Raw genomic sequence first — 7,608 nt, 5'->3', positions numbered from 1 at the left:
GCATTCCAGTATCGGATACCTCGCGCCGATCGAGTTCGAGAACCTCTACTACGAATCCCTGCACGCCACCACACAGGTAGCCTGAACACCACCAACCCAAACTGTCCGGGAAACCGGGTCAAGCTCCGGGTCGAGCCAGGTGAACATGCTGGAGGTGCGTAGCAGGTGTCGGAACAGGCTGCGGGTCTTGCGTAGGGCCTGGTGGGTGTACCACCAGGTGCGGTCTTTGGGGATGTTCGTCGGGCGGGTGATGTCAGGGCGGGCGTAGGTCTTCTGCTTGAGGAAACTGTCCCAGCGCATCTCCCACTCGTTGTATTCGAGGAGCCAGGCGATCGCCTGATCTGGGTCGGCGACCTTCATCAAAGCCTTTGTCAGAAACAGGATTTCCTGCCCAGCGGGTAGGCGTGGCTTGAGGGTCAAGTGACGGCGCACGTTCTGGTAGATGTGGAAATAGCAGCGTTGAATCTTCGTCGTCGGCCAGGTGTCATTGAGGGCGGCGTGCAGGCCGGAGCCTCCGTCGATCACGACCATCGCCGGGGCGGGTTGCCGCTGCAGGATCTGCTGCCAGGCGATCTTCTTCTCCCTGTCGCACCACTGCCAGTCGATGACATCGGCGCCGTCGGTGGCGATGAGCAGGCACCAGGACTGGAAGTAGGTGCCGTCGAGGACCACCACATCAGGTGCCGTTGTCGGGGGCGATGGTGGTGGGACTTCGATCCGCCAGCACCAGGCCGTGTCGCGGCGGAAGGTCCTCGCGCTGGAGGCCGCCTGAGCCTGCGGGACGCCGCCGAGCACCCAGGTGTGGAACATTCCGAGCTGCGCCTTGCGGGTGATGTCCGGGCGGGACAGGGTGCTCGACGCGCCGCAGCTCTTGCAGCGCCAGCGGGTCCGGCCGGCGCTGGTCACGCCGTTACGGACCAGCTTTGATCCACATACACCACAGGTGGGGGAATTACGGGCAACCGACACTGAACATGCTCCCAGAGCATGTTCAGAGCCTCATCTATGCAGGTCAGAGCCCAGATTCACGGCATTCTATACACACATTCTGGCCTATAACCCGACCGGGCGCGCAAGGCGCGCGCAACCGCACTACCCCGAGCCCGCCCCGAGACGGGCGTCCCCGGGATCCCGAGGAACGGTGGGGACCTGGGTGTAGACCTTCGAGACTCCGGTTCCCGCGGCCATCACCACACCGTCGGGCCGCACGACCGCCGCCCTGGCGCGGTGCGAGAGCAGCCACTCCCCCAGGCCGCTCGACTCCTCCGTCTGGAGGATCGACGCCCCGCGGCGGGCGATCTCGAACCATTGTTCGTCCGTCGGGGCGTCGAGACTGATCAGGGTGAAGTGTCCGGGTTCCCCGCGGACGCCGGCACCGGCCGAAGGCAACTCGGAGTTCGGGACCAGGGTCCCCGCGAGGCCGTCGGCGCCGATGGACCCGCGGAGCGGACGCGGCAGCGCGGCACCCACGCCGACACGACGCACGAAGTACGACTGCGACAGCGGCGGCGTGGCGCTGTCGGTCAAGCGCGAGACGAACGCGGGCACGTGCGCGAGCAGCGGCGCGAAGGTCCGGCGAAGGGTATCGCCGGCACGTCCACCGCCGGTCATCGTCGCGCCGATCATGACCGCCAGCCGGATAAGACCGACGACGTGCGGCGTGCGCTCGCTCTCGTAGCTGTCGAGACTCGCGGGCGGCACTCCGCCGGCGAGAACGGCCGCCAGCTTCCAGCTCAGATTCGCCGCGTCCCGGATGCCCGCACCCATCCCCTGCCCGATGAACGGAGGGGTCAGATGCGCAGCATCGCCCAGTAGGAAGATCCGCCGCTCGCGCCACCTGTCCGCCACTCGCGCGTTGAACGTGTACTCCGCGCACCGGATCAACCGGAGATCGGAGTCGTCGTGATCGCCCAGCCACGGGCGCAGCAGCGGTACCAACGCGGCGAGATCGCGGTAGTCCGAGGCGCTCTCGCCATCGAGCAGCTGGAATTCCCACCGGTAGCGGGAATCCCCGATACGCATGTAGGTCGCGGCCCGCCGGGTGTCGCAGACCTGCTGCACACCCTCCCACTGCCCGAGTTCGACGGCGGTCTCGATGTCGATGACGAGCCAGCGCTGACTGAATCCGAGGTCGCGCCACTGAGCGCCGATGGCGGATCGCGTCCTGCTGCCGGCCCCGTCGCACCCGAGTACGTAACCGCCCTCGACGACCACGGGTTCGCCGGTATCGCGATCGGTGGCGTGCACCGTCACCGAATCGTCGCCCTGGGTGACGGATTCGACCTCGACGCCGCCGCGCAGCGAGACGAGGTGGCTTCGACGCGCAACGGCGGCCCGGAGCAGTCGCTCGAGTTCGGGCTGATCGAACATCGATGCCGCGGGGAAGCCGTGCACACCGATCTCGCTGTCGCGCGGGAGCTCCGCAATGACCTCGAGGCTGTCGGTGACCAGTCGCATGCCCCGGGCCGGGCGGGACATGGCCGCGAACTCCGCGGCCAGCCCGAGCCGGTCGAGCACGGTGTACACCTCGTCGTCCAGATGCACCGCGCGTGGCTGCGGATAGACGTCATTCCAGCGCTCGAGTACCACGGACGCCACGCCGTGGTCGGCGAGCAGCGCTGCCGCCGTCAGCCCCGTCGGCCCCGCGCCGATGATGACGACGGGGCTCTTCCGGACGCCCGTCACCGCTCCGCCCATTCCCAACGGACCGGGAAGGCATCGAGGATGTGCGACACCGGGTCTCGGTCCCCGAACGGTGGCGTGACGACCGCCACGACCGCGCCGTCCTCGACTCGCGTGACGACCTCGGCCTCGACCCCCTTCTCGGCGAGAGCGGCGTGCAACGCCGAGCGGGTGGCGTCGGCGCGCAGATCGAGCTTGTAGGGCTTGCCCACCGCGGTCACCGGGAGGACATCGACGACGGTGACCGCCTTCGGTGCCGCCGCCGCCTCCGGTACCCGACCGGCCGCCCAGGACTCCAGGTCCTGACCGCTGACCGTGGACCCGGCGCGGACGGTGACATAGGCGACCGGCACCTCACCGCTGTGGATGTCCGGGCGTCCGACGACGCCGGCACCGGTGACATCGGGGTGCCCGAGGAGTACATCCTCGATGTCACCCGGGTTGATGTTGTGTCCACCGCGGATGATGAGGTCCTTCGCGCGGCCGGTCAGCGTCAGGAAGCCGTCGGCGTCGACCGAGCCGAGATCGCCGGTGTCCAACCACCCCTCCCGGACGCTGCCGGCGTTGTCGAGCTGGAAGCCGTCCGGGGTGCGCCCGCGGACGTACCCGGCGAACACCGTCGGACCGGATATGACGACCCGGCCCACCGACCCCGCCGGTACCGGGGACCAGGACTCGTCGACCGCGGCGATCCGTTGGTAGGGCATCCGCTGCCCGACCGAGCCGGCGGGCTGGCCGTCGAGGAAGCTGCGGGCGCTGCCGCATGTCGCCTCCGTGAGGCCGTAGCCCTCGAGGAGGGCTGTGCCGGTGTGTGTCTCGAACGCGACCCGGACCGCCGGAGGAAGCATCGACGCGCCGACGATGCACATCCGCAGGCTCGAGATGTCGGCGTCGACCGGGCACTGCGCCAGGACCGAGTACACCGTCGGCACGGCGCTCATCGTCGCGATCCTCTCCCGTTCCACCAGACGCCAGAAGACGCCGAAGAGCGCCTTGTCGCGGTACCCCAGCGGCCCGGCCCACACCACGGTCTGACCACGCAGCATCGGCGCGAGCACGGTGACCATGAGCGCGTTGACGTGGAACAGCGGAAGGCCGGCGAGGATCACCGATCGCTCGTCGAGAATGCTGTGCGCCGCGATCATCCAGGCGTTCGCGAGCTCGTTGCGATGCGTGTGCGCCGCCAGCTTGGGCGTGCCGGTGGTGCCGCCGGTGTGGAACAACGACGCGATGTCGTCAGCGCTCGGCGCGTCGTCCAGCGCCGGGCCTGCGGGCTCCTCGGCGAGGTAGGCGACCGTTCCGGCCCCGGGAATCGACGGTGCGGCCGCGGACCCACCAGCGGTGGGACGCAGGAGGAACACGGTGTCGATCTCGGTGTCGCCGACGATCTCGGGGAGCTTGGCGAACACCTCCGGGTCCAGATCGGGCCCGGCGGCCACGAGCACCCGCGCGCCCGAGCGGCGAAGCAGTGCGCGGACGTGGCGAGCATCCATCGCCGGGTTGACCGGCGCCACGACACCGGCCCGCTGCGCAGCGAGGATCGTCTCGACGAGTTCGAGGCAGTTGGGCGAGAGGACGGCTACCGCGTCTCCGCGGCCCACCCCTGCCGAGCGGAGGACCGAGGCGTGATGATCCACCGCTGCGAGCAGCTCGCTGTACGTGCGCTCGATCGGGTCGTCCCACCGCTCCGCATCGGCGAGGACTCGAACCGCAGGACGATCCGGCCACGCCGTGGCCGCCCTCGCCAGTGCGTCGTAGGTGGAGGCGGGCAGACCGCGCTGATCGAGCGGCACGGACTCGATGGCTGCGAGGTCGGCGGGGCCGTCGTACCGGGGCCACATCGTCGTCGGGGCCGCGGTCATGCGTACCGCACCACGGTGCGCTGGGTCCCCAGGTCCAGGGTGCCGTCACCCGAGCGGATCGTGGCCTCCACCACGTCCGCGTCGTGCAGGTACTTCGGGTTGTCCGCCTGGCGCTTGAAGAACATCTTCCACTTCAGGTGCGCGGGCAGCAGCCCGGCGATGATCTCCACCGGCTTCGGGGGCGCGGTCAGTGCCGTGCCGCCGGGCGTCCCCGTGAGCAACAGGTCACCCGGGTCGACCTGCTGGAACCGGGACAGCGTCCGGAGCGCTTCGAGCGGGCTGTAGATCATGTCCGCCACGGTGCTGTTCTGCCGCGTGACACCGTTCACCCGCAGTTCGAGGGTGAGCGTCGAGAACTTCTCCCAGTCGCCCGGCTCCAACAGCACGAGGACCGGCCCGACCGGGGTGAACGTGGGGTACGACTTCGCCTCGTAGAACTGCGTTTTCGGCAGTTGTACGTCACGGGCCGACACGTCGTTGGTGACGACGAGCCCCGCGACGGCCTCGGCGAGGGCGGCATCGTCGACCGACGCACCGACTGGCACCGTCCGTCCGAAGACGATGCCGATCTCGACCTCGTAGTCCAGCAGCGAGACGTGCGCGGGCTTGACGATGTCGTCGAAGGGCCCGGCGATCGACCCCGATGCCTTGCGGAAGAAGGTCAGCGGCACCTTCTCCGGGTCCATTCCCGAGTCCTTCACGTGCGAGACGTAGTTCGTCATCTGTGCGACCACTCGGCAGGGCGCGGTGACCGGCGACACCAGGGTCAGCGACGCGATGTCCACCACCTCGGTGTCCGCGGCGGCGGCGGTCGCGACCGCGTCCCGGTCGGCGATCAGCTCGGCGGTAGTGGTGGCGGTGGTGTCGATGCGGCGAGCGCCGGCGGGCACACGGACCCACCAGGCATCGGAGGTACGAAGAACGGACAAGCTCATGAGCGCGCAACTTTCAACAGGCCGAAGAGGCGATGGACGTCGAACTCGTTGTCGGACGACCGCAACGAGGAGAGGATCGATCCGAACTCCTCGAGCGCAGCCCGGCTGGGCTTGATCCCGAGGAAGTCGGCGGTCGCGGGGGGACCCCACTGATTGAGGCCGGAGGCCGCCATCGGCGCCCAACCGGCGGTCACGGACTGGTCGAACTGGTCGCCGTCGGTGAAATGCTCGACGAGGAAACCGTCCGGATCCCGGAAGTAGTCGAAGATCTGGCTGCCCTGAATGTGACGGCCCACGCCCCACGACCGGTCGTACCCGCGTGTGAGCAGGTACTCGCCTCCCGCCGCGAGCGCGTCCAGATCGCACACCTGGTAGGCGGAGTGGACGTACCGGTTCGCCGGGCCGAGGTTCATCGCGAGGGTGTGATGGTCCGACGGTGCCGCACCCCGGTCGCACCGGATGAAACTCATCACCGGTCCGCGATCCCGCTGGCCCGGGTAGTAGAGGAAGTCGCTGGCGATGAGCCCGAGGTGCTCGAGGTACCAGTTCAGCGCAGCGAGATAGCGGTTCGACTGCAGCACGACGTGGCCGAGCCGTTCGACGACCGCCGGCGCGCGCGGAGGGCGCTGAGCGCTGTTCGACCGCGAGCGCGCCCCCGCGAAGTTGAACTCGGCGCGCACCTCCTGCAGCGGCAGCGCGGGCCATTCGGTCACTCCGTGCACCACCCGCACCCGGCATCCGCTCGGATCCCGAGTGGTGACCGCCTTGCCCCCGAGCGCATCGTCCAGCGGCTCGACGGGCCGACCCCACGCATCAGCGATGGCGTTCAGATCGGACCGGTCGGCCGCCCGGAAGGCCATGCCGGTGAACGCGGTCCGTTTCGCGCGGCGGACGATCACGCACGGCGCCCCGGGAAGCGCGCCGCGCAGGTGCAGGACGTCGCGGGTCTGGACGGTGGGTGCGAACCCGAAGTCGACGGCGAATGCGGCCGTGCGGACCAGATCGGGCTTGTCGAACTCGAGCCACGCGAGGTCGTTCACCTTGATCACGGGATTCGGATGGCGACCGGGATGCTCGCCGGGTCGGGCCCCTTCGTCGGCGTGCAGCCCGTCATGGACACCAGATGCAATCGACATCAACCCCTCCTCTCATTTAACTGACGATTTCGTCAGTTGCGAGCATATCGTCACTTGTTGCACGGTGGGCGGCTTTCGCCGGACCGGGGTCTGCGATCATGGAGACCCACAGAAACGAGGGCAGATGACCAATCTCGATGCACTCACACGCGCCGAGCGACGCAAGCAGCACACGCGCCTGTCGCTCCTGCGGGCCGCGCAGCACCTGCTCGCCGAGGGCCAGACGTCCGCATCGGTGCTCGACATCACCACGCTGGCGGACGTCGGGACGGGCTCGTTCTACAACCACTTCGCGACGAAGGACGAGCTCTTCGACGCCGCGGTACTGCACGCCATCGAGGACCACGGGGCGATGATGGACAGCCTGACCGCGGACATCGCCGACCCGGCCGAGGCGTTCACCCAGAGCTTCCGGCTCACCGGACGACTTCACCGCCGCCTCCCGCAGATGAGCCGCGTGATCATCAACCACGGCCCGCGCCTCCTCGACGCCGACACGGGCCTACTCCCCCGCGCTCGCCGAGACATCAACGCCGCGGTCGCGGCCGGGCGGTTCCACGTCAGCGACGCCGAACTCGCACTCACGGTCGCGTCGGGTGCGGCACTGTCCCTGGCAGTGCTGCTCTTCGCGCACCCCGACCGGGACGAGGCACAGGCCACCGACATCGTCACCGCGCACGTGCTGCAGAGTTTCGGCGTCCACGAGAGCGACATCGCCGCGCTCGTCGCACTTCCCCTCCCCGACACCGCGGGCACAGTCGCACAGCGGCCACCAGGCGATTCGTCTCCCGACACGACAGTCGTGTAATTTGTTGTTCGCCCGAGAGGCACGCGGATGTGGCGCAGTGGTAGCGCATCACCTTGCCAAGGTGAGGGTCGCGGGTTCGAATCCCGTCATCCGCTCCAGAAGCCCCGATCGCGTACGCGGTCGGGGCTTCAGCCATTCCGGACGCCGTACGACGGCGGGGCGGGGCACCGTCGAACACCCCACCT

The 7,608-nt window shown here is 68.8% G+C and carries 5 protein-coding genes, 1 tRNA gene and 1 pseudogene; 2 read left to right on the top strand and 5 right to left on the bottom strand.

Annotated features, from left to right (window positions below):
• Positions 1-102 precede the first annotated feature (102 nt).
• The 5 genes and pseudogenes from HF999_RS20675 to HF999_RS20655 all read right to left on the bottom strand — a co-directional run.
• A pseudogene (locus HF999_RS20675) lies at positions 103-969 on the bottom strand (IS1249 family transposase); the annotation flags it as partial.
• A gap of 123 nt (positions 970-1,092) precedes the next feature.
• Entirely contained in the window at positions 1,093-2,685 is a 1,593-nt protein-coding gene (gene mhpA, locus HF999_RS20670; RefSeq protein WP_312854226.1) for a bifunctional 3-(3-hydroxy-phenyl)propionate/3-hydroxycinnamic acid hydroxylase MhpA, read from the bottom strand.
• Entirely contained in the window at positions 2,682-4,544 is a 1,863-nt protein-coding gene (locus HF999_RS20665) for an acyl-CoA synthetase (RefSeq protein ID WP_168547691.1), read from the bottom strand. Before HF999_RS20665 ends, mhpA begins: the two co-directional genes overlap by 4 nt.
• Entirely contained in the window at positions 4,541-5,479 is a 939-nt protein-coding gene (locus HF999_RS20660) for a fumarylacetoacetate hydrolase family protein (protein ID WP_168547690.1), read from the bottom strand. Before HF999_RS20660 ends, HF999_RS20665 begins: the two co-directional genes overlap by 4 nt.
• Positions 5,476-6,615: a VOC family protein gene (locus tag HF999_RS20655; protein ID WP_168547689.1), complete on the bottom strand. Its 1,140-nt coding sequence runs from the start codon at positions 6,613-6,615 to the stop codon at positions 5,476-5,478. Before HF999_RS20655 ends, HF999_RS20660 begins: the two co-directional genes overlap by 4 nt.
• Before the next feature lie 124 nt (positions 6,616-6,739).
• On the opposite strand from HF999_RS20655, the gene HF999_RS20650 reads away from it, so the two are divergent.
• Both HF999_RS20650 and HF999_RS20645 read left to right on the top strand, forming a co-directional pair.
• Entirely contained in the window at positions 6,740-7,423 is a 684-nt protein-coding gene (locus HF999_RS20650) for a TetR/AcrR family transcriptional regulator (RefSeq protein WP_168547688.1), read from the top strand.
• Positions 7,424-7,446: 23 nt separating this feature from the next.
• Positions 7,447-7,521, top strand: a tRNA-Gly gene (locus tag HF999_RS20645).
• The last annotated feature ends 87 nt before the right edge of the window (positions 7,522-7,608 follow it).

This window comes from Tsukamurella spumae, assembly GCF_012396015.1.
Taxonomy (GTDB): Bacteria; Actinomycetota; Actinomycetes; order Mycobacteriales; family Mycobacteriaceae; genus Tsukamurella; species Tsukamurella spumae.
Note: the sequence above shows the minus strand (reverse complement) of the source record. Positions and strands in the feature narration are given on the sequence as shown.